The 24,538-nt window shown below is 58.8% G+C and carries 27 protein-coding genes; 7 read left to right on the top strand and 20 right to left on the bottom strand.

Features of this window, described 5'->3' with window-relative positions:
• Positions 1-67 precede the first annotated feature (67 nt).
• The 4 genes from QO231_RS18690 to QO231_RS18675 all read right to left on the bottom strand — a co-directional run bounded on the left by QO231_RS18690 (position 68) and on the right by QO231_RS18675 (position 3,964).
• Entirely contained in the window at positions 68-787 is a 720-nt protein-coding gene (locus QO231_RS18690; protein WP_316779912.1) for a helix-turn-helix transcriptional regulator, read from the bottom strand.
• Complete coding sequence (locus QO231_RS18685; protein WP_316779910.1) at positions 726-944, bottom strand: hypothetical protein; 219 nt, start codon at positions 942-944, stop codon at positions 726-728. The genes QO231_RS18690 and QO231_RS18685 overlap by 62 nt, the downstream gene beginning before the upstream one ends.
• A 212-nt stretch (positions 945-1,156) precedes the next feature.
• Entirely contained in the window at positions 1,157-2,443 is a 1,287-nt protein-coding gene (gene ccrA, locus QO231_RS18680) for a crotonyl-CoA carboxylase/reductase (protein ID WP_316779907.1), read from the bottom strand.
• Between the two features lie 108 nt (positions 2,444-2,551).
• A complete protein-coding gene (locus QO231_RS18675; protein ID WP_316779904.1) occupies positions 2,552-3,964 on the bottom strand; it encodes a 1-acyl-sn-glycerol-3-phosphate acyltransferase in 1,413 nt (470 codons plus the stop codon).
• A gap of 44 nt (positions 3,965-4,008) precedes the next feature.
• Here QO231_RS18675 and QO231_RS18670 point away from each other — a divergent pair, with 44 nt between their 5' ends.
• From QO231_RS18670 to deoD, 4 genes are all read left to right on the top strand, one after another.
• Complete coding sequence (locus QO231_RS18670; protein WP_316779901.1) at positions 4,009-4,620, top strand: GNAT family N-acetyltransferase; 612 nt, start codon at positions 4,009-4,011, stop codon at positions 4,618-4,620.
• Between the two features lie 99 nt (positions 4,621-4,719).
• Complete coding sequence (locus QO231_RS18665) at positions 4,720-6,681, top strand: protein meaA (RefSeq protein ID WP_316779897.1); 1,962 nt, start codon at positions 4,720-4,722, stop codon at positions 6,679-6,681.
• A gap of 109 nt (positions 6,682-6,790) precedes the next feature.
• Positions 6,791-7,114: an H-NS histone family protein gene (locus tag QO231_RS18660; RefSeq protein ID WP_316780082.1), complete on the top strand. Its 324-nt coding sequence runs from the start codon at positions 6,791-6,793 to the stop codon at positions 7,112-7,114.
• A gap of 17 nt (positions 7,115-7,131) precedes the next feature.
• Positions 7,132-7,836, top strand: a complete 705-nt coding sequence (gene deoD, locus QO231_RS18655; protein WP_316779895.1) for a purine-nucleoside phosphorylase — start codon at positions 7,132-7,134, stop codon at positions 7,834-7,836.
• 27 nt (positions 7,837-7,863) lie between these two features.
• Here the strand turns inward: deoD and QO231_RS18650 are convergent, their stop codons facing one another.
• The 15 genes from QO231_RS18650 to QO231_RS18580 all read right to left on the bottom strand — a co-directional run bounded on the left by QO231_RS18650 (position 7,864) and on the right by QO231_RS18580 (position 20,847).
• Positions 7,864-8,712: an urea carboxylase-associated family protein gene (locus QO231_RS18650; protein ID WP_316779894.1), complete on the bottom strand. Its 849-nt coding sequence runs from the start codon at positions 8,710-8,712 to the stop codon at positions 7,864-7,866.
• A gap of 87 nt (positions 8,713-8,799) precedes the next feature.
• Positions 8,800-9,984 carry a type III PLP-dependent enzyme gene (locus QO231_RS18645; RefSeq protein WP_316779892.1) on the bottom strand — a complete coding sequence of 395 codons (1,185 nt, stop codon included), beginning with the start codon at positions 9,982-9,984 and terminating at the stop codon, positions 8,800-8,802.
• Between the two features lie 426 nt (positions 9,985-10,410).
• The gene (locus tag QO231_RS18640) at positions 10,411-11,568 is read right to left on the bottom strand and encodes a WD40/YVTN/BNR-like repeat-containing protein (RefSeq protein ID WP_316779890.1); all 1,158 of its coding nucleotides are present in this window, start codon (positions 11,566-11,568) and stop codon (positions 10,411-10,413) included.
• Positions 11,569-11,637: 69 nt separating this feature from the next.
• Positions 11,638-12,417 carry a succinate dehydrogenase iron-sulfur subunit gene (locus QO231_RS18635; RefSeq protein WP_316779888.1) on the bottom strand — a complete coding sequence of 260 codons (780 nt, stop codon included), beginning with the start codon at positions 12,415-12,417 and terminating at the stop codon, positions 11,638-11,640.
• Between the two features lie 73 nt (positions 12,418-12,490).
• Positions 12,491-13,204, bottom strand: a complete 714-nt coding sequence (locus tag QO231_RS18630) for an FkbM family methyltransferase (protein WP_316779886.1) — start codon at positions 13,202-13,204, stop codon at positions 12,491-12,493.
• On the bottom strand, positions 13,201-14,019 hold the full coding sequence (locus tag QO231_RS18625) for a hypothetical protein (RefSeq protein ID WP_316779884.1): 819 nt from the start codon (positions 14,017-14,019) through the stop codon (positions 13,201-13,203). The genes QO231_RS18630 and QO231_RS18625 overlap by 4 nt, the downstream gene beginning before the upstream one ends.
• Positions 14,020-14,034: 15 nt before the next feature.
• A complete protein-coding gene (gene sdhA, locus QO231_RS18620) occupies positions 14,035-15,843 on the bottom strand; it encodes a succinate dehydrogenase flavoprotein subunit (RefSeq protein WP_316779881.1) in 1,809 nt (602 codons plus the stop codon).
• 22 nt (positions 15,844-15,865) lie between these two features.
• Positions 15,866-16,237, bottom strand: a complete 372-nt coding sequence (gene sdhD, locus QO231_RS18615; RefSeq protein WP_316779878.1) for a succinate dehydrogenase, hydrophobic membrane anchor protein — start codon at positions 16,235-16,237, stop codon at positions 15,866-15,868.
• A gap of 11 nt (positions 16,238-16,248) precedes the next feature.
• Positions 16,249-16,638 (bottom strand): succinate dehydrogenase, cytochrome b556 subunit, encoded by a 390-nt coding sequence (sdhC, locus tag QO231_RS18610; RefSeq protein ID WP_316779877.1) that lies wholly within the window; start codon positions 16,636-16,638, stop codon positions 16,249-16,251.
• A gap of 211 nt (positions 16,639-16,849) precedes the next feature.
• Positions 16,850-17,527, bottom strand: coding sequence for a DUF1194 domain-containing protein (locus tag QO231_RS18605; RefSeq protein WP_316779875.1), 678 nt, complete (start codon positions 17,525-17,527; stop codon positions 16,850-16,852).
• 86 nt (positions 17,528-17,613) lie between these two features.
• The gene (locus tag QO231_RS18600; protein WP_316779872.1) at positions 17,614-18,060 is read right to left on the bottom strand and encodes a DoxX family protein; all 447 of its coding nucleotides are present in this window, start codon (positions 18,058-18,060) and stop codon (positions 17,614-17,616) included.
• 115 nt (positions 18,061-18,175) lie between these two features.
• Positions 18,176-19,210 carry a MaoC family dehydratase gene (locus QO231_RS18595; protein WP_316779870.1) on the bottom strand — a complete coding sequence of 345 codons (1,035 nt, stop codon included), beginning with the start codon at positions 19,208-19,210 and terminating at the stop codon, positions 18,176-18,178.
• Positions 19,211-19,417, bottom strand: a complete 207-nt coding sequence (locus QO231_RS18590; RefSeq protein WP_316779867.1) for a DUF1737 domain-containing protein — start codon at positions 19,415-19,417, stop codon at positions 19,211-19,213.
• 11 nt (positions 19,418-19,428) lie between these two features.
• A complete protein-coding gene (locus QO231_RS18585) occupies positions 19,429-19,983 on the bottom strand; it encodes an NnrU family protein (protein WP_316779863.1) in 555 nt (184 codons plus the stop codon).
• A 6-nt stretch (positions 19,984-19,989) separates the two neighbouring features.
• Entirely contained in the window at positions 19,990-20,847 is an 858-nt protein-coding gene (locus QO231_RS18580) for an HpcH/HpaI aldolase/citrate lyase family protein (RefSeq protein ID WP_316779860.1), read from the bottom strand.
• A 237-nt stretch (positions 20,848-21,084) separates the two neighbouring features.
• Between QO231_RS18580 and QO231_RS18575 the strand changes: the two genes are divergently transcribed.
• Positions 21,085-21,399, top strand: coding sequence for a hypothetical protein (locus QO231_RS18575; protein ID WP_316780081.1), 315 nt, complete (start codon positions 21,085-21,087; stop codon positions 21,397-21,399).
• Positions 21,400-21,405: 6 nt separating this feature from the next.
• Here the strand turns inward: QO231_RS18575 and QO231_RS18570 are convergent, their stop codons facing one another.
• The gene (locus tag QO231_RS18570; protein WP_316779858.1) at positions 21,406-22,161 is read right to left on the bottom strand and encodes a sulfite exporter TauE/SafE family protein; all 756 of its coding nucleotides are present in this window, start codon (positions 22,159-22,161) and stop codon (positions 21,406-21,408) included.
• A gap of 158 nt (positions 22,162-22,319) precedes the next feature.
• Between QO231_RS18570 and mdh the strand changes: the two genes are divergently transcribed.
• Both mdh and QO231_RS18560 read left to right on the top strand, forming a co-directional pair.
• On the top strand, positions 22,320-23,282 hold the full coding sequence (mdh, locus tag QO231_RS18565; RefSeq protein ID WP_316779857.1) for a malate dehydrogenase: 963 nt from the start codon (positions 22,320-22,322) through the stop codon (positions 23,280-23,282).
• Between the two features lie 265 nt (positions 23,283-23,547).
• Positions 23,548-24,297, top strand: a complete 750-nt coding sequence (locus QO231_RS18560; RefSeq protein ID WP_316779856.1) for a PEP-CTERM sorting domain-containing protein — start codon at positions 23,548-23,550, stop codon at positions 24,295-24,297.
• The last annotated feature ends 241 nt before the right edge of the window (positions 24,298-24,538 follow it).

Genomic DNA, 24,538 nt, shown 5'->3' with positions numbered 1-24,538 from the left:
CGTCCTGGCTGATTTCAGGCTTACGACAAGAGTGGTTAACGTCAGGTCATCGCGTCGTTCTTCCGCTTCACACCACAATCAACCCACGGCTCATCGCGCGGGCAACTGCGTGCGTTGTGTTGAGCGCACCGAGCTTGAAGCGGGCACTCTCAATATAGACCCTGAGCGTGTGTTCCGAGATCGACAGCGTCTCGGCAGTCTGCGCCCGACTGTAGCCCATGGCCAGCAATGTCATTGCATCCACTTCGCGCGGGGACAGCGCTCGGGAGCTTTCCGGTTGCCGGCCGGGCTCGAATTCCAATGCCTTTCGATTGAAGAAATGCGCGATCAGGATGAGATCGCGGCTGTTATCCTCTGTGAATTGTGCCCAGGTGGCGTCATCACAACTGTGACTGACCGAAAACAAGGCAAACTGGCCGTTTGGTCCTCGGATCGGGATAGAAAACCCCTGGTTTCCCACCCCGTATTCCTGGGCTTCGATCATGAATTGCCTTGCGGCCTTGCTTGACCAGTCCAGCCGCTTCCAGTCTACTGGGTGAAACCGCTGAAAACACCCGAGGATAACCGGATCGACGCGTTGGTAGTTTTGGGACACCCAACGCTCTCTCCATTCATTCGAATAGGTTCCGCAGCCGTATTGATCTCCGGCGCTATCGACCCAGTGATAGACCATGTGATCGACGAGAAACGCGTCGCGCAAGGCCTCGATGATACCCTGAAGTTCTTCAAGCGCGCTGGTGGCGTCCAATTCCTCCAGCACTTGATCCAGATTGACTCGGTTCACCATTTAGTTGAGAACGCGCCTCTTCTTTTTGGGACGAAATCTCGGCAGCTGCGATAAGCGTGGTGTCATCCAGTTGCTCCGCAAGGGCCCCCAGCCCATTTGCCGAAGCAAATGATTTGAGGTCAGCCAATACGTCCAGTATCCAGTCGTTGTGCGTCATGAGAGTCGCTCCGCAGTGGTTAACGAACAATTAACGTAAGACTACCATTCGTGCGTTTGTTAGGAAATTCGCAGCTTTCGACCCCCCCAAAATAGCGAGGGCGCATTTTCTAAGTCTCTGATTTCTAATTTCTGCTCTTCGAACGCAAAACACCCGCGTCACCAAAGAGCGATTCGCGGGTGTTACTGTTTTCTATTTGGATACGCTGTAGACTACTTGCCTGCGTCCAGTACCTCTTCAAGCGTCCGCAGGCCGGTCACCGGCGACTGGACCAGAACAGACATGTTGCCGGGCTTGTGCTCATTGCGCATCATTTTCATGTGCGCTTCGGGCAGGTCTCCCCAGTTGAACACTTCGGACATGCAGGGGTCCAACCGCCGCTCCAGCATCAGATTGTTTGCGGCGCTCGCCTGCTTGAGGTGTGCAAAGTGGCTGCCCTGGAGGCGCTTCTGGTGCATCCAGACATATCGCACGTCAAACGTCAGGTTAAAGCCGGTCGTCCCCGCACAGATCACAACCATGCCGCCCTTCTTGCAGACAAATGTTGAAACCGGGAAAGTCGCCTCGCCGGGATGCTCAAACACGATATCCACGTTGTTGCCCTTGCCGGTAATGGCCCAGATCGCTGCGCCGAACTTGCGCGCTTCCTTGAACCATTCACCATACTCGGGGGTGTTCACGGTGGGCATCTGGCCCCAGCAATTGAAGTCCTTGCGGTTGATGACGCCCTTTGCCCCAAGGTCCATCACGAATTCGCGCTTGTCCTCATCCGAAATCACGCCGATCGCGTTGGCCCCTGCCGTGTTGATCAACTGGATCGCGTAGGAGCCCAATCCGCCGGAGGCGCCCCAGACCAGCACGTTCTGTCCCGGCTTCAGCTCATGCGGGTGATGTCCGAACAGCATCCGGTAGGCCGTTGCGAGCGTGAGAGTGTAGCAGGCGCTTTCTTCCCATGTCAGGTGCTTGGGTCGGGGCATCAACTGCTGCGACTGCACGCGGGTGAACTGGCTGAACGATCCGTCAGGTGTCTCGTATCCCCAGATGCGCTGGCTCGTCGAGAACATCGGATCGCCACCGTTGCATTCCTCGTCGTCGCCATCATCCTGGTTACAGTGAATCACGACCTCGTCGCCGATCTTCCAGCGGGTCACCTTGTCACCCACCGCCCAGACGATGCCCGACGCATCCGACCCTGCAATATGATAGGGCTGCTTGTGCCCATCAAACGGGCTGATCGGTTTGCCCAGAGCGGCCCAGACGCCGTTGTAATTCACGCCAGCCGCCATCACCAGAACCAGGACATCGTGGCTGTCCAGCGCAGGCACGTCCAGCACCTCTTGCAGCATCGCAGTGTCCGGTTCGCCGTGACGTTCCTTGCGGATCGCCCAAGCATACATCTGTTTTGGCACGTAGCCCAAGGGTGGGATCTCGCCGACCTCATAGAGATCTTTCTCTGGTGCCTCGTAGGGGGCAATGTCGCTGTTGGTGTCCAGAGCCATGAAGGCCTCCTGTCTTCTGTTGTTTGCCGCAATGCAGAATCGCGTATGGAAAAGGGAATAGGAAGCGTCGCGTAATATTGCAACACCAATTGCGTTGATTTTGTAATTTTATGACCCTGCAGTTGCAGCATCTTCCTTTGCTTGCGCAGAATCGAGGGGCGCCCGCTCGACCATGAGATGGCGAATGGAGTTGGCATAGTACTTCACGATCTCGACCTGATCAGGCACCACATGGTACGCGTCGCCTTCGAGTTTCAGGATCTTGCGCTCCAGCAAATTGCGCAAACCAACCTCCGCACCATAATCGCGGTTGTCTCTCGGCAGATGCACATGCGCTTCGGGGTATTTCCTCAGAATGGCTCCGAAAGCAATTTCGACGTCTGCACGGGTCATTGGCCCCCGTTCGATCAGCAGCCATGAAACGATTGGCACGGGCAACATGGGAACGATCGCCCCGATCTCTGCGATCAGCATGCGGGCCAGCGGAACAGTCGCATCCCCCGTGACCTGGCCATGCAGCGTGCGCAGCGACAAGGGCTCGCCAAAACTGACGGCCGCATAGCCGAACCGATGATAGCGCCCGATCAGGCGCAGCCACAATTGTTTGACGGACTTCGCCGCAACCACCCCGATCCGCGCATTGAAACGCCCTTTTGGATCATGCGCCGCGGCAACCAGGATGCGGTCCTCCAGGACCCGATCATAATTCAGCGCAACCGGAACAAAGACCACATCCCGCCCCTCTGGGTCGAAATCATCAACAATATACTTCAGCAGACCCAGCTTTGGCGGCATCAACGCGCCGGACTGGCTCAGCCCGCCTTCCGGAAACATGGCCTGTGTAACCCCAGCATCAGTCGCGAGCCTGACGTAACGTGCCAGGACCTTGCGATACAGCTCATTGCGGGATTTCCGTCGAATGAAATAGGCCCCCATGGCCCGGATCAGACCACTCAGCGGCCAGACCTGCGCCCATTCCCCAACCGCATAGGACAGCGCCGATCTTTCCGCCGCCAGATAGGTGACGAGCACGTAGTCCATGTTGCTTCGATGGTTCATCACGAAAACGACCGTCGCCTCTGGATCAATCTCGCTGAGCGCGGCTTCGTCATGGTGCCCGAGCCTGACACGATAGAGCGCATTCGACAGGATTCGGGCAGCACGAATTGCGAAGCCAAAATAGGCCGAGGCCGAAAACGAGGGGACGATCTCCCGAGCGTATCGGCTGGCCTCTTCAAAGGCGACACTCTCTGGCACCCCTTTCGCACGTGCGTGATCGACAACAGCCTGACTGACCTGCGGATCATAGATCAGCCGCTGGATCATGTCGCGCCGCCGCGCCAGTTTGAACGGTTGAATCGGGCGCTCCAGCCGCGTATTCAGCCGCGCGACCGCACGCTCCAGCCTGCGACGGAAAAACCAGCGCACGGACGGGATCATTACCTTGTCCAGCGCCGCGATCGCGGCAAATCCAAGGATCAGCAGCAGCAACCAGAGCGGTAGTTCGATACTTGTAGTCATGGCTGATCCTTGCAAGTCGCACCCGCAAGGTAAATATCTCTTTCATGACGACGGACCATCACATCACCCATATCGAAGTCGCACCCGGGTTCCACCCCCACGAACGCGAACTGGCGGCGCTGCTATTTTGGCAGGCCTTTCGCGGCAAACTCGGGCGCATCATGTGGCCAGAGGCGCGGGCGCTCGAGTTCATCACATCCAACCTTGATCCGGAATTTGCGCTGGCTGCACGTGATCGCAACGGAAATCTGCTCGGCATGGCCGGGTTCAAGACAGCGGAAGGATCCCTGCTCGGCGGTGGCTTCTCCGATCTGGCCGCCAGCTATGGCTGGGTTGGCGCGCTGTGGCGCGGCCCAATTCTTGAACTGCTCGAACGTGACATAGAAGACGGTGTGCTCTTGATGGACGGGATATTCGTTTCCAAAGAAGCGCGCGGACGCGGAGTAGGAACCGCCCTGCTGAGCGCGATCGTGGATACGGCGCGACATCTGCGAATGTCCAAAGTCCGGCTTGACGTCATCGACAGCAATCCGCGCGCACGCGCACTTTATGAACGGCAAGGGTTTGTGGAAATCAGCAAGGAAGACGTTGGGCTATTGCGGTATCTGTTGCATTTTCGGACCAGCACCCGGATGCAGCGCGCCCTTGCAAGCTAAGCATCTTTGCCGCAATGCAGCGAATTGACAACGGTCGAAAATTTCTGTTTAGAAAGCCGATACGCAATAAAATTTCTTCGAGCAACATCGAGGCCCGACATGACGCAAAAAGACCGCCCCTGGCTGATCCGGACATATGCCGGCCACTCGACGGCACATGCAAGCAACGCGCTGTATCGCAGCAACCTTGCGAAAGGACAGACCGGGCTCTCTGTCGCGTTCGACCTGCCAACGCAAACAGGATACGACAGCGACGATACGCTGGCACGCGGCGAAGTCGGCAAAGTTGGCGTTCCCGTCTGCCATCTGGGCGACATGCGCACGCTGTTCGACCAGATCCCTCTGGAACAGATGAACACCTCTATGACGATCAACGCCACGGCCCCCTGGCTCCTGGCGCTCTACATCGCCGCCGCAGAAGAACAAGGCGCGGATATCAGCAAGCTGCAAGGCACCGTGCAGAATGATCTCATCAAGGAGTATCTCAGCCGGGGAACCTATGTCTGCCCGCCCAAGCCATCGCTCAAGATGATCGCGGATGTGGCCGAATATTGCTATGCCAACGTGCCCAAATGGAACCCGATGAACGTGTGTTCCTATCACCTGCAAGAGGCCGGTGCGACGCCAGAACAGGAATTGGCCTTTGCGTTGGCCACCGCGATTGCCGTGCTGGATGAATTGCAGCCCCGTGTACCTGCCGAGGATTTTCCTGCGCTTGTCGGACGAATCTCGTTCTTTGTGAACGCGGGAATTCGATTCGTTACTGAAATGTGCAAAATGCGGGCATTTGTCGATCTTTGGGATGAAATTTGCGAACATCGCTATGGAGTTGCCGACGCCAAGATGCGCAGATTTCGGTATGGCGTTCAGGTCAATTCGCTCGGCCTAACCGAACAGCAACCGGAAAACAACGTCTATCGTATCCTGATCGAGATGCTGGCCGTGACCCTGTCCAAGAATGCGCGGGCCCGCGCTGTGCAACTGCCGGCGTGGAACGAAGCGCTTGGCCTGCCCCGCCCCTGGGATCAGCAATGGTCAATGCGGATGCAGCAAATTCTCGCATTTGAGACCGACCTGTTGGAATATGGCGATCTGTTCGACAAGAACCCGGTCGTCGATGCCAAGGTCGAAGAACTCAAAGACGGAGCCCGCGCGGAACTTGCCAATCTCGATAGCATGGGCGGTGCTATTTCCTCCATCGAATACATGAAATCCCGGCTCGTGGAATCCAATGCCGAGCGTCTGAACCGGATCGAAGCCGGTGAAACCACGGTTGTCGGCGTGAACAAGTTCACCACGACCGAACCTTCCCCTTTGATGAGTGAAGACGGCGGCATCATGGTCGTCGACCCAGCCGTCGAACAGGATCAGATCAACCGGCTGAATGCGTGGCGGGCCGAACGTGATGAAAATGCCGTCAAAGCAGCACTGACAGCCCTGCGTGAGGCCGCCTCGAACGGTGCAAATGTCATGGAACCGTCGATTGCGGCCGCCAAGGCCGGCGCCACCACGGGTGAATGGGCAAAGCAGATGCGTCAGGTCTTTGGCACCTATCGCGGCCCCACGGGGGTTTCAGGCTCGCCTTCGAACAAGACCGAAGGGCTGGACGATATTCGCGAGGCTGTGAATGCCGTCAGTGACCGGTTGGGGCGGCGCCTGAAATTTCTGGTCGGCAAGCCCGGTTTGGATGGACACTCCAACGGTGCCGAACAAATCGCGTTCCGCGCTCGGGATTGCGGCATGGATATCTCATATGACGGAATTCGTCTCACACCAGAGGAAATCGTTGCTTCGGTTCAGGCAACTGACGCACATGTTGTCGGTCTCTCGATTCTCTCAGGCAGCCATATTCCATTGGTCGAAGACGTCATCACCAAGATGCAGGCGGCTGGACTCGCACACATTCCCGTGATCGTAGGCGGAATCATACCTGACGAAGATTCTCTAAGGTTGCAAAAGATGGGCGTTTCAAAGGTATATACTCCCAAGGATTTCGAGCTAAATGCAATCATGACGGACATCGTGGCGCTCGTGGATCCCGCAGCAATTGCTGCGCAATAGAAAATAATCGATCCAATATCGATTTTGGCGCTGAAGCGCGTCGCAATGACCGCTAATGTGTCAATATATGACGCCAATCCGCGTCATATACGTTCACAGGGAGAAACGTATGACGATAGATCTTGAATTGATGTCGCGAAAAGAGCTGAGGCAGCTCGGCAAGGATGTCGAGAAAGCAATAAAGAACGCCGAAAAGCGCGAGCGCAAAGATGCATTGGAAGCAGCAGAACGGGCCGCGGCTGAATACGGCTTCGAACTAAGCGAATTGTCGGACGATGTCGTCAAACGCAAATCAGCCAAAGTCCCAAAGACCAAGGCGAAATACCGCAATCCCGACGATCCGAAACAAACCTGGTCCGGTCGCGGGCGCAAACCTCAATGGATTCACGATGCCCTCGCAAAGGGCACGGATATCACTGATTTGGAAATCTGAGTCAGGCAAGCCCCAGCATGACAATTCATATCGGCGCAAAGCCCGGAACGATTGCGGAAACCGTATTGTTACCGGGAGACCCCTATCGCGCAAGATGGGCTGCGGAAACGTTTTTGCGCGACGTCGAATTGGTCAACGATGTGCGTGGCATGCTGGGGTTTACCGGGCTCTGGAACGGGCACCGGGTTACTATTCAGGGCAGCGGTATGGGTATGCCATCGCTGTCCATTTACGTGAACGAGCTGATTCGCGACTATGACGCCAAAACATTGATACGGATCGGCTCCTGCGGGGGCATGCAGGATCATGTGGCGGTACGGGATGTGATCCTTGCGATGACCGCAAGCACCCTGACCACCCCCTCTCGTGGCATCTTCAAGGAACTGTCCTTTGCACCCTGTGCGGATTGGTCCCTGTTGCGGGCGGCATCAGACGCTGCGGCGAACAAGGCAACACAGACGCATATCGGCGGAATCTATTCCTCGGATGTATTTTACGACGAACGCCCTGATCTGAATGAACAGATGGTGCGCCACGGCATTCTCGGCGTCGAGATGGAGGCCGCCGAACTCTATACCTTGGCCGCTCGCTACAATCGGCGCGCGCTGGCGGTTTTGACCGTTTCTGATCACCTCATCACCGGCGAGGCACTTCCCTCGGATCAGCGCGAAACCAGCTTTGGCGACATGGTCGAAATCGCCCTCACCGCGGCCTTTGCCTGACCAAACCAGCGCCAGATCTCTATCAAATCAGCGCCCGTGGCTGCCGTCATATCTGTTGAGTGCGGGGCTTTGCCACCCGTTCAACTCGGTGGCATCAGGCGCGAATGTCTCGATCAGCAGCGGATAGCACGGCGCGGCATCGCTCGAATGCTCGGTGCTGCAATCTCCGCCCGGACAGGCGCTGAGGGCCCCCAACAGGTCGATCTCGGCAAAGAACTCGAGATAATCACCCGGTCGCACGGGGCTTGCCTTCATGAAGTATTGCCCGGTGTCACGGGTAAATCCGGTGCACATGAACACGTTCAGCACGTCATGCACATAGGGTTCTGCTTCGGCCAGCGACATCCCGGTCTGATCCGCGAGCGCGCGGGTGAGGTTGGAGTGACAGCAATGATGATACTGGCCACCAGCCAGCAGGTTGCCGGTATAGGGATCACAGCGCGTTCCGATCACGTCATGCACCGATCCGCCAAAGCGGTCCTTGCCATACCAGTCCAGCGTATCGGCCACGATTGTCGCCATCGGACGCAAATGCGGAAAGCTGCTCCACATTCTCTGGCCCGTGGTCAGATGCGTACCGTGCAGCGCGCGGGTCTTGCCAGAATAGAACCGCTCGTCAAGCGTGGACGCATGCCACAGGTTCAGGTCCCCGACCTGCGGGCCCTCAACCGAACTGATGCGAAAGAAATGCCCGGCTGGAACGCTGAAACAGGCCGCTTCACGCGGCGGCACCAGAATCTCGGCCGCCTTGATAGCCCTGGCCCGCGTGGCCAGGTATAGCGCCAGATCGGGTGCCGGCAGTGTGTCAGGCGGATAGCAGATCACCGGTGCCACGGCGCGGCGGGCCTCGGCATCGGCGGGGGGGTCAAACGGCATCTGGCGCACTCCGGTTGTCGAACACCCAGAGAGTGCGCCAGAAGTCGGGGCAGGGAAAGCGCCCGCCCTGCTCCTCCCCCTCGGAGTTCAGATCACCACAACGTCGAGTGGCGGAAAGCCGTTAAAACCGATCGACGCGTATGTCGATGTATAGGCACCACAGTTGCGAATGATGAACCGGTCGCCTGAACGCAGCCCGACCGGCAGCGACACGGGACGCTTTTCATAGAGCACATCGGCGCTGTCGCAGGACGGGCCGGCAAGAATACAAGGGCCTGTCTCCTCGTGGTCACGGTCGGTCACGAACTGGTATCGGATGGCTTCGTCCATGGTCTCGGCCAGGCCCGAGAACTTGCCGATGTCCAGATACACCCAGCGGAACATGTCGCTGTCCGATTTCTTCGAGACCAGCAGGACTTCAGCGGCAATCATGCCAGCCTCGGCCACCATCCCGCGGCCAGGTTCCGCCATGATCTGCGGCACGTCGCCAAAGCGGGCGGCGATCAGGTCGATCACCTTTGCCGCATATGGCGTCGGTGCTTCGATCTCTTCGCCGTAGAAGGCCGGGAAACCACCGCCGATGTTCAACAGGCTCAGGTCGTGACCTGCCGCCTTTGCGTCGCGCCAGATTTGCGCAACCTGATCCAACGTCGCGGTCCACATATCGGCGCGCCGGGTCTGGCTGCCAACATGGAACGAAAAGCCCACCGGAGACAGGCCGAGGTCAACCGCCATGTCCAGCAGCTTGATCGCCTTCTCACGGGCACAGCCGAATTTGCGCGACAGCGGCCAGTCGGCTTCGGACGCATCGACAATCAGGCGGATGTAAACCCGGCTGTTTGGAGCGAACTCCGCGATTTTCTCCAGTTCTTCCTCGGCATCGGCAGCAAACAGCGACACACCGGCGTGGTGGGCAAAGACAATGTCGGAAGCGCGCTTGACGGTATTGCCAAACGAGATGTGATCGGGGTCGGCGCCCTGGCTGAGGCACAGTTCGATTTCCGCACGGCTGGCCGCATCAAAGCCCGAACCCAGGTTCACCAGAGCCTCAATGATCTCGCGCTGCGGGTTGGCTTTGACCGCATAGTGGATGTGTGCACGGCCCAAGCCGGCCTTGAGTGCGCGGTACTGACGGGCAACGGCCTCGATATCCAGGACAAGGGTGGGCCGATCAAACCGGGTGGTTTTCAGGAACGACTCGATGCGAGTTGCGGGATAGGCAGCAGGCGCAATACGGGCGACGGCCGACAAGTCGGTTACGATAGCGTTCATGGTCATCTCCAATAGACCCGGCCATATATGACCGCTCACTTCCATTCAGAGACGTTACCGTCGCTACGTAACCATGGGGGGTTGGCCCTTGGGACAGAGGCGCGTGCGTTGGCGTCTTGAAGCCGCATATCGGACCAAATGTGATTCCTGGCAAGAGGGAAAATGCAGCAACATGAAATTTCTTTTGCAGCGCTTGATCAGGAAGAGTCTCGTGGCATACGGGCCACACATGCACGTGGCGCATGATCATCGCCTGTCCTGATCTGACCGCCGCAGGCGAGACAATGATAGTAGTCCTCGGCCACCGTCCGGTCGGCGCGCCACCGGCATTGCCGCGTCAACGTCGATGTCTGCGAACGCCAGAAAAAATAGGCGGCAACCCCGATCAGGAGGAGGAGCAGGACAACCATGTTTACAGGTCTGCGATCAACTTGAGCGCTCAAGCGTTTCAACCGACAGGACCGTCGGCAGATGTCGCGCGATCTCTGTCCAGCTTTCGCCCTCATCGGCGCTGGCAAACACCGAGCCTGTATTCGTACCGAAATAGACACCAGTCGGGTCGCCTCGATCCGTCGCCATCGCTTGCCGGAGTACCGTAAAATAGCAGTTTTCGATCGGCAGACCATCTTGTTGTGCAGCCCAGCTTTCTCCGCCGTCCTCCGATTTCCACACGGCTGCCGAGGCGTTGGGAGGATAGCGCCCTCCGGCATCACTGTTGAGCGGCAGAACCCAGATCGTGTTCTGATCTCGCGGATGGACAGCGATGGGAAAGCCGAACGTCGATGGCAAGCCAGCCGTGATGTCCGCCCATGTGCGCCCACCATCTCCGGACTTCCACACACCATGGTGGTTCTGCTGGTACAGCAGGTCTGCGCCCGGCGCGCGCACCATATTGTGCACACAATGGCCGATCTCACCGTCGCGCGGGGCAGCCGGGTGATGATGGTCCGCACAGGCTTCGGCGTTCGAAAGCCGGTTGCGTCGATCCCAGCTGACACCCCCATCCTCTGTGGCAAAGACGCCGGCGGCGCTGATGCCGGTCCAGAGTTTCTCAGGGCTATCGGGATCACTGACGATGGTGTGCATGACAAGTCCGGCCGCACCGGGATTCCATGTCTCTCGCGACGGATGTTCGGACAGCGCGTCAACACTTGCCCAAGTGATGCCGCTGTCACCGCTTGCCAGCAAGCTCGCGGGATTTGTGCCCGCATAGAGCGTGCCATGCGCGTGGTGCAGCGCCCAGACCGCCTTCATGTCGGCGTCAAACGGCGACTCCACCGGTTCCCAGTTGAGAAATGCTGCCGTATCGGGGTCGTTCGCGGCCCATTCGTCGATCTGGCCGGGCGAAAGTTTCGAAAGCACCCAGTCGGCACCGCCATTGTCCGAGCGCCACACCCCTGCGCCGGTCCAATCACCACCGCCACCGGCCCAGATCGTACCCGTCGCCGGATCGCCAATCACATGATTGATCGACCAGCCGTCGCAATGAGGGCCTGAAACGGACCATTCCAAGCCACCGGGCATGCCCGTCAACAGGAACGCCCCCTTTGTGGTGCCGACAAGAATGGTGACGCAAGAAGCCATGCTGGACCCTCCCGGATTAGGGCAGCCTAGCATTGTTTGAGTGTCGTGGTAAACGCCGGGCGATCGCCGCTAGACCGAGCGTTCCACCATCATGTGCTTGATCTCGGCAATCGCCTTGGCCGGGTTCAGCCCCTTTGGACAGGTCTTGGCACAGTTCATGATCGTGTGGCACCGATACAGCTTGTAAGGGTCTTCCAACTCGTCCAGCCGCTCGCCTGTCGCCTCGTCACGACTGTCGATGATCCAGCGATAGGCGTGCAGAAGCGCTGCGGGCCCGAGATAGCGGTCGCCATTCCACCAGTAGGACGGGCAGGATGTCGAGCACGATGCGCACATCACGCATTCATAGAGGCCGTCCAGCTTCTTGCGGTCCTCAATCGACTGTTTCCACTCTTTCGCCGGGCGGTTGGTCTTGGTTTCGAGCCACGGCATGATGCTTGCATGCTGGGCATAAAAATGCGTCAGATCGGGGATCAGGTCCCTGACCACCGGCATATGCGGCAGCGGATAGATTTTGACATCGCCCTTGACCTCGTCCAGTCCGTAGATGCAAGCCAGAGTATTGATCCCGTCGATGTTCATCGCGCAAGACCCGCATATCCCTTCGCGACAGGACCGCCGGAATGTCAGCGTCGGATCGATCTCGTTCTTGATCTTGATCAGCGCATCGAGAATCATCGGGCCGCATTTGTCCATATCAAGAAAATACGTGTCCACGCGCGGGTTCTGACCATCATCCGGGGTCCAGCGATAGATCTGGAACTTGCGGACGTTGGTCGCACCCTCCGGCTTCGGCCAGGTCTTTCCGGTGGTGATACGGCTGTTCTTGGGGAGCGTCAGTTGGACCATTGCAAATACCTCACTGGGCGGAAAATTGGGTGTGGCGGTTTGGACCACGTTTGTGTCGGACCGGGACGGCACATCAGTTTCTGGCCTCCCATCTCGTGAAAAGAGCATCAAACAGGCGCGGTTGTACGCCGCCTTGGCCATCGCCGGTGGTGCGCAGGATATCACGCAATTCAAGCCCGGCACGGGCCAGTTCGGCGACAATCCGGCTGGGCGGTGCGATATCGTCAAACCTATGGGTTATCGACAGTTCGACAATTACGAAGTCGCAGCGCAGCAGGGTCCGTGCCGCGCCCTGCAACACTTCAAGCTCATAACCTTCGGTGTCGATCTTGAGACCCACGCGGCCGGGATATCGTTGCATGATCTGGTCAAGCGGCACCACAGGCACCTTGCGCAGATCATAACCGTTCACTGCTCTGGCCATCGGCCCCGCAATGGATTTGAACCCCGCCATCGCCGGGTTTTTCCCGCGCCGCATCGTCGGGATGCGCAGATCCATTTCGCCTTCGACGGCACCGACCGCACAGCCGTGAAAATCGAAATCGTCCGGCGCGCCATGTGCGAGCGTCTCGGCCTCGGCCTCCGAACGCGGATCGATCAAGACAAACTTTCGATCGGGAAAGGCCCGGTACAATTGCGGCGTGCCCCTGTGCACGCCCACATCCACGATCACGTCGGTCTCCGCCCCAAAGCTGCGCAGATAGTCGTGATGACCCTTGTTGGGAACCGCCACCAACCCGCGCTGGCGCAACGCGCGCCGGAACATATGATCGCTGATCGGGGTCACGACGCGAACAACCTTTGGTTCCCGGCGATCAATTCAGCAATCGCACGGCGCGCATGTCTATCTAGTCCAAGCTGGTTGACCAGGCGCTGAAACTCGAGTCCGCCCGCAGTCATGCGCACATTTCTGCGCCCGCGCACCGGACGTAGCGCGGCAATTTCCGCCGCGCTCACCCCGGCATGGCGCAAAAGTTGTTGGCCCGGCCGCGCCTCGTCCGGTTCATCCTCGACCCGGAACACGGTTGAGCGGGCGGCTCCGACCGCCGTGGCCAGGCGTTGCCGCACCGCCGCCCAGCTTGCGCAGGCTTCGGTCGCGGCGAGGAAATCAACAAATGTCTCGGTGTAGCCGTCGGATCGTATCGCCTGACCGTGCACACTGCGTTTCCAGTCCGACATCTCGCGGGTATAGACCACAAATTCCGGAACCAGCGGGTCAAAGGCCGCATCGAGCACCCCGACAATGTTCTCCAGCGCAGGATAGAGCGTCGCCGTACCGCCATTCCCCGGCATCGCCCCAAGCAGGTTCTCGTGGCTGATCAGCACCGTTCCTACGCTCTCATCCAGTATGTCGTTGCGCAAGCGGCGCGCACAGTCGCGCAAGCGCGATAGACGTATTTCCGACGGGCGCAGGCTGAAGCGCATTGCCGCATTGCCCAGATCACGGGTCGCAGACCCCTTGGCGGGAGTCAGCACCCGAACCCGGCCCAGCAGCCCGTCCTGGTTGCGACCGAGAAAATGGTGCAACGAGGTCGAGCCGGTCTTCTGAACACCGCAATGGATGATCAGACGTCTGGCTCTGCTATCTGGTCCTGTGCCCAATGTCCCTCGCCCGCCCTAGAACGTCCGGGCCTTGGGTGCGATCTTCTTGAGGCTGATACCGCCTTCGGCTTCGGTCGAAAGCGGATCGACAACGACCGGTCGATAAGACAGTTCCACATCGCGCTCGTTCACCCGGCTGATCGTATGGACCCGCCAGTCGTCGTCATTGCGATCCGGGAAATCTTCGTGTGCATGGGCACCCCGGCTCTCGTGACGCGCCTCGGCTCCGGTGATCGTGGCTAAGGCGTTTGGCATCAGATTGGTCAGTTCCAGCGTCTCCATCAGGTCGCTGTTCCAGACGAGGCTGCGGTCTGTCACCTTGATGTCGGACATCTTGGCGGCAATCTCGTCCATCTTCTTGACGCCTTCCGCCAGCGTCTTTGAGGTCCGGAAGACCGCCGCATCGGCCTGCATGCATTTCTGCATCTCAAGGCGCAGATCGGCGGTCGGCACCGCACCCTGCGCGTTGCGCAGGGTATCGAACCGGTCGAATGCCGCATCGACAGACGCCTGATTTGGCTTGGCATTGGCCTTGGACGGATCCACCACCTTGCCGGCTCGGATCGCGGCGGCGCGACCAAACACCACGAGGTCGATTAGCGAGTTCGACCCCAACCGGTTGGCGCCATGGACCGAGGCACAGCCCGCTTCGCCCACGGCCATCAGCCCGGGAACGATCGCGTGCTGATCTTCCGCCGTCGGGTTCAGCACCTCGCCCCAATAGTTCGTCGGGATACCACCCATATTGTAGTGCACGGTCGGGATCACGGGAATCGGCTCCTTGGTCACATCGACGCCTGCAAAAATCTTGGCGCTTTCCGAAATACCCGGGAGACGTTCGTGCAGCGCCTCTGGCGGCAGATGCGACAGGTTCAGGTGAATATGGTCGCCCTCTTCGCCGACACCCCGACCCTCGCGGATTTCCATCGTCATCGATCGGCTGACATAGTCACGCGGTGCGAGATCCTTGTACTGTGGCGCATAGCGCTCCATGAACCGCTCACCTTCCGAGTTGGTCAGGTATCCGCCTTCGCCCCGCGCCCCTTCGGTAATCAGACAGCCGGAGCCATAGATGCCGGTCGGGTGGAACTGGACAAATTCCATGTCCTGCATTGGCAATCCGGCGCGCGCCACCATGCCGCCACCGTCGCCGGTGCAAGTATGAGCGGATGTCGCCGAGAAATAAGCACGCCCGTAGCCACCGGTTGCCAGCACCACTGTCTTGGCGCTGAACACATGCATGGTGCCGTCATCCAGTTTCCAGCAAACCACACCCTGACACACGCCATCCTCGGACATGATCAGGTCGATTGCGAAATATTCGACGTAGAACTCGGCATTGTTCTTCAGGCTCTGACCATAGAGCGTGTGCAGGATCGCGTGCCCGGTCCGGTCGGCCGCAGCACAGGTACGCTGCACCGCCGGACCTTCTCCGAACTCGGTGGTGTGACCGCCAAAGGGGCGTTGATAGATCTTGCCCTCTTCGGTCCGGCTGAACGGAACGCCGTAGTGCTCCAGTTCATAAACCGCCTTTGGGGCTTCGCGCGCGAGGTACTCCATCGCGTCTGTGTCGCCCAGCCAGTCAGAGCCCTTGACCGTGTCATACATATGCCACTGCCAGTTGTCGGGGCCCATGTTGGACAGCGACGCGGCAATGCCACCCTGAGCGGCAACCGTGTGCGAGCGGGTCGGAAAGACCTTGGTCACACAGGCGGTGCGCAGTCCCTGCTCTGCCATGCCCAGAGTCGCGCGAAGGCCCGCGCCCCCTGCTCCGACGACCACGACGTCATATTCATGCGTCTCGTATTCGTATGTTGCAGTCATTTTCGTTTTTCCTTGGCGCGCCTTAGAGAGCGATTTTGACGAGAGCGAAGAGACCCGCTGCGATCAGTGTGTATGAGAATGCACCCACAGCGACATAGGCCAGTTTGCTTGAAGTACCGCCCATGTAGTCCTCGATCGCTTCCTGGGTCTCGCACTTGATGTGGTTGATGCCGACGATCAGCGTCAGCGCGGTCAGGATGGCCGGGAAAGGCCGGCCGAAATAGGCGATCACTTCTTCATAGGTGCCGCCCAGACCGATGCCGAACGTAAAAACGAAGAGCGGAACAAGAACACATAGCAGGATGGAACTGACCAACATCTGCCAGTGATGGTCTGTCCCATGCCTGGAGGAACCAAGACCCTGGGCACGCTTGCGGTCGGTTAGATATCTCATAGCCATCCTCCTTACACCAAGATTGCCGTAACAAGTGTCAGCACGGTTGCCCCGATGAACATGCCAAGCCCCATTCGTTCCGAGACGCTGACCTCAAGCAGATATCCAAAATCCCAGATGACATGACGCAGTCGCCCAAGCACATGATACCATATTGCCCAGGTCGCGAGCAGCATGAGAACATCGCCGACAAAGCTTCGCAACAGGCCATCGACGACGGCGAACGCGCTCTCCGATGACGCGGCGGATAAGAGCCAGAGCACGATGAGAAACGCGGTACCAAGTGAGGCGATCCCGGTGATACGCACCAAGATGGATGAAATCGAAGTCATCTGAGGGCGATAATACTGCCCGATCATGAACGGTGAGAGCGGGCGATTGCCCCGATTGACGTCAGCCATGGCGGGTCCTTTGCAGATGCTTTTGCCTGTTTTTAAACTTTTTTCGCCCGCTGTCACCCGTGCGTCGCAAATTTAGGCGCGGTGTATTGGCGCGGTTTTCCGGTTTAACGCTAACTTGTGATCACAGTCGATCAAGCTGTGATCACAATACAACCGTCATTTGCAGGTCATTGATTGTTGCCACACAAATGAATCGCCCCTGCCGGCTGAGCTATCGAACGGCGGGGTTCAGCCCGCTCCGAGCCGACTGTCTGGTGACTTCGCGCAACAGCTTCTTGCGGATTCGGTCAGGATAGTCGTCAAAGCTGGACGCCGTGATCACAAATGCGCCTTCCCCGACGATGACATTTTCGTAGAAATATGCTGTCAGGTCCGGCTCCGACGCCTCGATCGCGATGGCATTGACGGTAATCCCGGCCCGCCTCAGCCTTTCATGCATGTCAGTGGGTGGCCTGCCCTCGTTTGACTGCCCGTCACCGGAGACGTCGATCAGGTGCCGCTTGCAATGTTGAACCTGAGCGAAAGCGGGAAGCACGAATTCCAGCGCGTCACCGATCGCAGTCGAGTAATTGCGCCAGATGCGTGGATCGCCTGCAACCCGATCCGCCAGTGAATCCAGTGCGTCAAAACTGCTCACCCCTGTCCAGGGTATGGTGATCTGTTGCCGGCTCGATCCTGTCCATTGTACAAGCATCACCTGCGCCTGCCCACGAACGAGAGCTTCGGAGATGACGCCATCGCGGAGCGCATGGGCAAGCCCATCCATCTGAAGGCGATACTCCTCATCATCGACGGATCCGGACACGTCTACGGCCAGGACCAACGCCAGATCGCAGGAGAGTGCCCGCCCGGCGGCAAGCACGACGATAATCAGAGATAAATGGAACATGCGCCACATCGGGCAGATCGTACGACATTTTGATGGGCGCGCATATCCGGCAAAGGCCCGCCTGCCGCTCCGGCGCATACGGTTCGCTATGCGCTGTTCCCGCGCAGCATGAAGAACAGGCTGATCGCGACCAGCGTTACCTGAAACTCCATTCCACCCAACGGGTGCGATTCAGTTGGCGCAAAGCTCCACTGCCCCCAATGGGCAACCGAGATTGCCCCGATCAGCACGACAATAGCAAAGAGGCCCCCCAGTCGGGTCAGTATGTCTCCCCATTGGTTTGACATGCTGCCGCCCACGATCAGCGCAGCGGGTGCGGCAAGCTCGACGAGTGTCGCAGCAGCCAGGACAGAAGTGGACAGGCCGAAACTCTCCGCCGATGCGGAGATATCGCCCAGTTTGCCCAGCCCGTGAAACAAGAACGTCGCCGACAGGGCAAATCGCAACAGCCAATGAGCCATCGGCGCGCCGGACGAGGCTATGACTTCGGAATTGTCAGGCAGATAATCGAGTTCCTTGTGTCGTTCCGCCACGGGCAAATCCCTTCGATCCTGAATCTGTCAGCCAATGTTCCCAGCATAACAGATTTCCGCCCGCTTGCGCCGACCCTACGCCAAAGTGAGGGGATGTGTGCGACCTGCGTACCGATCAGACCGGGATCAGCGCCCAGTAATCAAGATCAAGCAGCACCTCGGAGCGGTACCTGCCGTCCTCGTCGCGCAGATCGGACGGCGTGTGACCCTTTGTGGCGACAAGACGCAGGCGGAGTGCACCGACACCGGGCGCCGCCGTCTCGGCCTTGTCGAGAACTTCGGACCAGGCATAGACCGTATCACCGGACAGGCACGGGTTGGCGTGGGCCCCCGCATTCAGCCCGACGATCATTTGGGCGTTGGCCAGCCCATTGAACGAAAGGGCACGCGCCATCGAGATCACGTGGCCACCATAGATCAGCCGGCTGCCATCGGGACGGGCGTTGATGTCAAAATGTACCTTGGCGGTATTCTGCCAAAGCCGCGTTGCCATCATGTGTTCGGCCTCTTCGATGGTCACACCATCGACGTGGTCGATCTGTTCGCCGATCTCGTAATCGCCCCAGCGGTGCGGCTCTCCGGCGAGCGCAAAATCGTAATTGGTGAAATCCAGACCGTCCGGAACGACCAGATCCGTCGGCGCGACCACCTTGGCCAGGTCCGGCACCACCGGATCAGGTGCGGGCGCGTCGGCATCGCGTTTGCGCACCATCACCCAGCGGACATATTCCAGCACATTCTCGTCGTGCTGGTTCATACCCGTGGTGCGCACATAGACCACCCCGGTCTTGCCATTGCTGTTTTGCTTGACCCCGATGACCTCTGAGACGGATCGCAGGGTGTCACCCGGCCAGACCGAGCGCAGCCACCGGCCCTCGGCGTAACCAAGGTTGGCCACCGCGTTCAGCGACACATCCGGCACGGTCTTGCCAAACACCACGTGAAACGCCACCAGATCGTCCAGCGGGCTGAACGGCAGACCGCAGCTCTGTGCGAACTGGTCCGACGAATGCAGCGCATGGCGCGCCGGATACAGCATGTGGTACAGTGCCCGCTCGCCCATCTTGACCGTGCGCGGCACGGGATGGTTCAGCACATCGCCAACGGCGTAATCCTCAAAGAACCTGCCCGAATTGGTCTTGGTCGCCATTTACTGTTCTCCCAGTTTCATGTCGGGGGAATAGTCCGCGCCGATCTCTTTGATCACCGCCTGACCACAACGCATGGTGCCGCTTGCGGCATCAAACGTCTGCGTGGGTGATCCATATAGCGACCAACCCTTTGCCAGCGCCGCGCTGACCTTGTGACAAAAGGCGGATGTGTCCTCTTCCGAGAGGAACCGGTAAATCGTGCTCATGCCCTGAGACCTTATTGAGGGAACGGCCAGTAGCCGAGCCAGCCGTGAATCATGCCAATGACACCAAGCAACACGACCGATGCCGCAAGGAACATCGCATCCTTGGCCAGTGTTCCCGGCGCACCCGGCGTCCAGTCGGGCTCTGCCTTGTTGATCACAATGACTTCGCAGACCGCCCAGGCCAGAAGACCGCCGAACATGACAATTGACGCCAGGTCCCCATTGACCAGAAGATGCGCAAAGGTCCAGGCCTTGAACCCGCCCAGCATCGGGTGCCGGACCTTGTTCAGAACAACACCCTTCCGGCCCGCGGGGCTCATCATCCAGATCGCAATCAGCACCAGCAGGTTATTGATGTGGATCATGAAGGTCGGCGGCGCCCAGACCGCGACATAAGGCGTCGCGCGAAAGCCCAGAACCATGAACACAATCGACGCCACGAGCACCAAAGCGACCGCACCTCGGCCGCCATTGCCCATGGCCGCCCGCTGTTCCGGCAGCACACGTTTGAACAGATGTGCGGCCCACCACAGTGCCACACCCAGAATTAGAAGTACCCAGCCCATATCGGACTACCCCGCTTGCAAAGCCACTATCATCTCTGCTTTTGCCAGCAATTCACGGGCGGTGGCAACGTGCAGATTTTCTACGATGCGGCCATCGACCACCGCAACCCCCTGTCCGCTGGCCTCGGTTTCCTCAAATGCTGCGATCTGCCGGCGGGCGAGCTCGATCTCGTCCGGTGAGGGCGCAAAGGCGCGATTGGTGATCTCGACCTGTGCTGGATGGATCAGGGATTTGCCGTCAAAGCCCATGTCGCGTCCCTGATTGCATTCAATTTCCAGCCCGGCATCATCCTTGAAGGCGTTGTAGACGCCGTCGATCACGATCACACCCTCGGCCTTGGCGGCCAGCAGGCACAGGCCCAAGCCCGTGATCAAGGGTTCACGGTCGGCGCGGAAGCGGGTGTTCAGGTCCTTGGCCAGATCATTGGTGCCGAGAACGAAGCCCTCTACAAGCGGATGAGCGGCAATCGCATGGGCGTTCAACATGCCCTGCGGTGTCTCCATCATCGCCCAGACGCGACTGTCGCCGGTGATCGCGGCAAGCGCATCAACATCGTCCGGACTGCCGACCTTGGGCAACAGGATGGCGTCGCATTCCATGTCGCGCGCGGCAATCGCATCGTCACGCCCCCATTCGGTGTCCAGCCCGTTGATCCTGACCAGACGGACCCGGTTTCCAAAACCCCCGACGGCGAGCGCATCCGCGAGAAGGGTCCGCGCATTCGCCTTTTCCGCAGGTGTCACCGCGTCCTCAAGATCGAAGATGATCGCGTCGACCGGAAGCGTCTTTGCCTTTTCCAGCGCCCGCGACTTGGATGCAGGGATGTACAAAACGGAACGGTAGGGGCGCGCGCTGGATGGCATGAGTCTCTCCACAGGTCACAATGTTGCGCGGAAAGGGGCATTTTTGGTTGGAAAATTCAAGCTGAAATCGCCGCGATGCAGCAATTTGTCTTTGTCCATGCGTACCAATCGGGCCCCGCACGCAGAGTTAACCACTTTTCAGCACTCAAGAAGGCAGGATTGGTCATGGCAGCAAGCCGCTGTCTGAACCGGCCCGGATCAGCCTCGGGTGCATCGAAACAGAAAGGTAGACCCATGATGAAGGCAGCGTTGAACATGACCATCGGGTTGGGCCTGATGGTATTGGCGGCACAGGATGTCGCCGCTCAGCAAGCCCGCAATTGCGCGCCGCGTGACGCCGTGGTCGAACGCCTGGCAAGCAATTATGGCGAAACGCGTCAGAGTATCGGCCTGGGATCGCAGGGGGCCGTGGTCGAGACATTTGCGTCTGACGATACCGGAAGCTGGACGATCACAGTGACGATGCCCAATGGCATGACCTGCCTCGTGGCATCCGGTCAGTCGTTCGAAGAACTCGCCGAAGTGTTGCCGCCCGAGGGCAACGACGCCTGAGTGCGATCAGGTCAGCGCATCCCAGATCAGCCTGCTGCCGGTAATCGCAAGCAGAACATAGGTTATCCCGAAGAACACGGTGTCGGAGACAATCCGATGCGCCCGCACCCCTAGCCAGGCGCCAAGTATGGCAAAGGGCGCAAGCAGAAGATCGGCGAACGCCGTCTGTGCGGTGAACATGCCAAGAAACGCATAGGGCACAAACTTGGCAATATTGATGACCCAGAAGAGCAGCACGTTGGTGGCCTGATACTGGTGCTTGGTCAGCCCTTGCGACAATAGATAGACGGCGGCGGGCGGACCGCCTGCATGGCTCACAAAGCTGGTAAATCCGGTGACCAAGCCGGCAAACAACCCCAAGGGCGTTGACGCCTTGCGGCTGGAGACGCGGATCAGACCGTTGCGCCGTGCAAATCGCCAAACCACAAAGCCGATTGAAATCGCGCCGATCAAGAACCGCAGTACGTCGGCATCCGCACTCCTGAACAGCAACGCGCCGAGCGCGACACCGGGCAATCCGCCGAGGATCAGAACCCGCGCATCGGACCAGTTCCACTTTCCCCAATACGACTTGAGTGCGGTCAGATCGATCAGCATCAGCAATGGCAACATGATGGCAAGTGCCTGGCCCGGTTCAAGGATCAGGGCGAGAATCGAAGCCGATGCAAAGGCCGCGCCCGAGCCGAACCCACCCTTGGAGATGCCCGCGAACAGAACCGCCGGTGCCGCAAGCGCAAAAAAACCGATGCTCAACTCCAGCAAGGCGCTGCCCCGTAACCCATTCCCCTAATTGGTCTTTACCGCAATGCTGGCACCTCTGCCAGCGGTGACGTGCCGCCACGCCGCACCGCAGAACACTTGCGCGACGCCGCCTAACGCACTACGCAACGCGCAAATTTCATCGGATCGGAGAGAAATCCATGGCCAGACCCAAGATCGCGCTCATCGGAGCAGGTCAGATCGGCGGCACGCTCGCCCACCTCGCAGCTCTGAAAGAACTCGGCGACGTCGTCCTGTTCGATATCGCTGAAGGCACACCAGAGGGCAAAGCACTCGACATCGCGGAATCCGGCCCGTCAGAAGGCTTTGATGCGTCGCTCTCGGGCACCCAGTCCTACGCCGATATCGCCGGTGCGGACGTCTGCATCGTCACTGCCGGTGTTCCTCGCAAGCCGGGGATGAGCCGCGACGATCTGCTGGGGATCAACCTCAAGGTCATGAAGTCGGTCGGCGAAGGCATCCGCGATCACGCACCCAATGCGTTCGTGATCTGCATCACCAATCCGCTTGACGCGATGGTCTGGGCGCTGCGTGAATTCTCGGGCCTGCCGCATGAAAAAGTATGTGGCATGGCGGGCGTTCTGGACAGTGCGCGTTTCCGTCATTTCCTTGCGACCGAGTTTGGCGTCTCGATGAAGGACGTCACTGCCTTCGTTCTGGGTGGCCACGGCGATACCATGGTGCCCCTGTCGCGCTATTCGACCGTTGCCGGCATTCCGCTGCCCGATCTGGTCGCGATGGGTTGGACCACGCAGGAAACGCTGGACGGTATCATTCAGCGCACCCGTGATGGCGGTGCCGAAATCGTCGGCTTGCTGAAAACCGGCAGCGCATTCTATGCACCGGCCACCTCCGCGATTGAAATGGCCGAAGCCTATCTGAAAGATCAGAAACGGGTTCTGCCCTGTGCCGCCTATGTGGATGGCGCCCTGGGTTTGAAAGGCATGTATGTCGGCGTGCCTACCGTCATCGGTGCCGGCGGGATCGAAAAGGTCATCGACATCAAGATGACCAAGGATGAGCAGGCGATGTTTGACAGTTCTGTCAAGGCGGTCAAAGGCTTGGTCGAAGCTTGCAAAGGCATCGACAGCTCACTCGCGTAACCTGATCATACAAAAGAAACGTTTTGACGCCGGGCAGCATCAATTGCTGTCCGGATTTTTGTGGATTGTTGATGGCGACGCCACAAGATTCAACTTGACGCATATTCAGCCAATATGTCGTTGACACCAAGACCATTGATTCTGGCTTCATTTCCTAATAAAGTATTAACAGAAGACGGAGTCTTCTCAGAATCCGCACAGCTTTCTTCCCGCCGAGTTGTGCGATCTTGTTGTACTAGTAAGCGTATTTAAAGAGAGTGGAATCATGATCAAGAAATTTGCAACCGTAGCAGTCGCTGCGACCCTGTTGGGAACCGGCGCGAGTGCCGCCACCTTGGATTGGAGAGCCTTTGATCAATCCCAAGTTGCCTCAGCTACTAGCTATCGCGACGCCCGCGATACCGACCATGTCGTCGCCTTTGAAGACTTCGAAAGCTATACACCTGTACCGGATGGCGGAGGCCCTGGCGATGTGACGCCGCTGACCAGCACAAGTGTCGGTGACTTCACCACAACCCCTGGCGGTCGATGCGGCCGTTCCTGTGATACGCCCGACGATCAGAGCCTGATCCGCAACACCTCGAATTATGGCCGCTACAATACCACTTTCGGTGGTTCGAACTGGCTTGACAGCAACGACAACAGCGCCATCAATCTGGCGGCTGCCGGTGGCTCGATGTTTGACAGCATCAGCTTTTTTCTGACCGATGTCGATGACGTCGGACGGGTCGCGTTTGAGATCAATGTCGCGGGCGAGATGTTTGACGTGGCCGAGGACATCCTGCGTTCCAGCCGGCAAGGCGATGGCGATCTGTTCCTGGTCAGGATCGGTCTTGATCGTCTCGTGAGTTCGGTGGATCTGTCCCTGTTCCTTGATTCCGGTGACGGCTTTGGTATCGATGATGTTCGTCTGGGCTCCAGCGTGGCGCCAATCCCGGTTCCGGCTTCGCTCCCCCTGCTCGCGGGTGGTTTGGGCCTGATGGGCTGGATCGCGCGCCGCCGCCGCAAGTCTTAGCGTCCCAAGCCTGACCGGTAGATCAACGCAGGTTGCGATTGCTCTGCCTCAAAGAACGAACAAAATCAAACGTCACCCCTTTCGGGTGGCGTTTCCTTTTTTGTCAGAACGAATCGCACGATCACACTTTCAGACGAACATCGGGCCGGTCTTCCTACTCGTTGTGATCACACTTTTTGAACGTGTGATCACAAATGTCGCTTTTTTCACGAAAACCCACGCCCTGCGTCAAAAAAGCGTT

Origin of the sequence: Sedimentitalea todarodis (assembly GCF_032595355.1) — a bacterium.
Classification (GTDB): domain Bacteria; phylum Pseudomonadota; class Alphaproteobacteria; order Rhodobacterales; family Rhodobacteraceae; genus Sedimentitalea; species Sedimentitalea todarodis.
The sequence above is the reverse complement of the archived record's forward strand: the minus strand, read 5'-3'. Positions and strand labels throughout refer to the sequence as shown.

What these genes read in the sequence shown, in the direction of transcription:
- QO231_RS18690 (WP_316779912.1), bottom strand. Translation starts at nt 787, where the DNA reads ATGGTGAACCGAGTCAATCTGGATCAAGTGCTGGAGGAATTGGACGCC.
- QO231_RS18685 (WP_316779910.1), bottom strand. Translation starts at nt 944, where the DNA reads ATGACGCACAACGACTGGATACTGGACGTATTGGCTGACCTCAAATCA.
- ccrA (WP_316779907.1), bottom strand. Translation starts at nt 2,443, where the DNA reads ATGGCTCTGGACACCAACAGCGACATTGCCCCCTACGAGGCACCAGAG.
- QO231_RS18675 (WP_316779904.1), bottom strand. Translation starts at nt 3,964, where the DNA reads ATGACTACAAGTATCGAACTACCGCTCTGGTTGCTGCTGCTGATCCTT.
- QO231_RS18670 (WP_316779901.1), top strand. Translation starts at nt 4,009, where the DNA reads ATGACGACGGACCATCACATCACCCATATCGAAGTCGCACCCGGGTTC.
- QO231_RS18665 (WP_316779897.1), top strand. Translation starts at nt 4,720, where the DNA reads ATGACGCAAAAAGACCGCCCCTGGCTGATCCGGACATATGCCGGCCAC.
- QO231_RS18660 (WP_316780082.1), top strand. Translation starts at nt 6,791, where the DNA reads ATGACGATAGATCTTGAATTGATGTCGCGAAAAGAGCTGAGGCAGCTC.
- deoD (WP_316779895.1), top strand. Translation starts at nt 7,132, where the DNA reads ATGACAATTCATATCGGCGCAAAGCCCGGAACGATTGCGGAAACCGTA.
- QO231_RS18650 (WP_316779894.1), bottom strand. Translation starts at nt 8,712, where the DNA reads ATGCCGTTTGACCCCCCCGCCGATGCCGAGGCCCGCCGCGCCGTGGCA.
- QO231_RS18645 (WP_316779892.1), bottom strand. Translation starts at nt 9,984, where the DNA reads ATGAACGCTATCGTAACCGACTTGTCGGCCGTCGCCCGTATTGCGCCT.
- QO231_RS18640 (WP_316779890.1), bottom strand. Translation starts at nt 11,568, where the DNA reads ATGGCTTCTTGCGTCACCATTCTTGTCGGCACCACAAAGGGGGCGTTC.
- QO231_RS18635 (WP_316779888.1), bottom strand. Translation starts at nt 12,417, where the DNA reads ATGGTCCAACTGACGCTCCCCAAGAACAGCCGTATCACCACCGGAAAG.
- sdhA (WP_316779881.1), bottom strand. Translation starts at nt 15,843, where the DNA reads ATGACTGCAACATACGAATACGAGACGCATGAATATGACGTCGTGGTC.
- sdhD (WP_316779878.1), bottom strand. Translation starts at nt 16,237, where the DNA reads ATGAGATATCTAACCGACCGCAAGCGTGCCCAGGGTCTTGGTTCCTCC.
- sdhC (WP_316779877.1), bottom strand. Translation starts at nt 16,638, where the DNA reads ATGGCTGACGTCAATCGGGGCAATCGCCCGCTCTCACCGTTCATGATC.
- QO231_RS18605 (WP_316779875.1), bottom strand. Translation starts at nt 17,527, where the DNA reads ATGTTCCATTTATCTCTGATTATCGTCGTGCTTGCCGCCGGGCGGGCA.
- QO231_RS18595 (WP_316779870.1), bottom strand. Translation starts at nt 19,210, where the DNA reads ATGGCGACCAAGACCAATTCGGGCAGGTTCTTTGAGGATTACGCCGTT.
- QO231_RS18590 (WP_316779867.1), bottom strand. Translation starts at nt 19,417, where the DNA reads ATGAGCACGATTTACCGGTTCCTCTCGGAAGAGGACACATCCGCCTTT.
- QO231_RS18585 (WP_316779863.1), bottom strand. Translation starts at nt 19,983, where the DNA reads ATGGGCTGGGTACTTCTAATTCTGGGTGTGGCACTGTGGTGGGCCGCA.
- QO231_RS18580 (WP_316779860.1), bottom strand. Translation starts at nt 20,847, where the DNA reads ATGCCATCCAGCGCGCGCCCCTACCGTTCCGTTTTGTACATCCCTGCA.
- QO231_RS18575 (WP_316780081.1), top strand. Translation starts at nt 21,085, where the DNA reads ATGAAGGCAGCGTTGAACATGACCATCGGGTTGGGCCTGATGGTATTG.
- mdh (WP_316779857.1), top strand. Translation starts at nt 22,320, where the DNA reads ATGGCCAGACCCAAGATCGCGCTCATCGGAGCAGGTCAGATCGGCGGC.
- QO231_RS18560 (WP_316779856.1), top strand. Translation starts at nt 23,548, where the DNA reads ATGATCAAGAAATTTGCAACCGTAGCAGTCGCTGCGACCCTGTTGGGA.